The 424-nt window shown below is 53.8% G+C and carries 1 pseudogene; it reads left to right on the top strand.

Annotation, left to right across the window (positions count from 1 at the left end):
• Positions 1-417: pseudogene (locus JUJ53_RS14130) on the top strand (hypothetical protein); the annotation flags it as partial.
• Positions 418-424 lie beyond the last annotated feature (7 nt).

Below are 424 nucleotides of genomic sequence, written 5' to 3'. Positions count from 1 at the left end.
CTGGGTCTACAGCCTTATGTGGAGTTACTCAAGGATGCTGCGCCAGAAGCTCTGCAGCGGCAGCGGTGGTATGTGCGAGTGCTATCCATCTTGTTACCAGAGTTGAAGGGGTGGTTAGAATCGTGGCAGCTCGGGCGGAGTCTAGAGGCTGTCTACATGGAGGCGCAAAAATGCTTATATGGTCATCTGAGGCATCTCACACCCGAACAAACGGTCTGGATTGAGGTGCTGTTGGCAGAGGAAGAGCAGGCGTTACCCAACGAGCAGAAGGTGATTCGGGCTGAGGCGATCGCTATGCTCGCTCAGATGTTCACTACAGAGGACTGGCAGGCGATCGCCAATGTTGCCTCCCAAACAATGACGAAAGACATTCTACAAATGGGGCAAGAAGCGGCGGATTCCATCCTCGCTGTCTAAGCCTAGT

The organism is Leptolyngbya sp. CCY15150 (assembly GCF_016888135.1).
Classification (GTDB): Bacteria; Cyanobacteriota; Cyanobacteriia; order RECH01; family RECH01; genus RECH01.
This window is presented reverse-complemented; position numbering and strand designations above follow the sequence as displayed.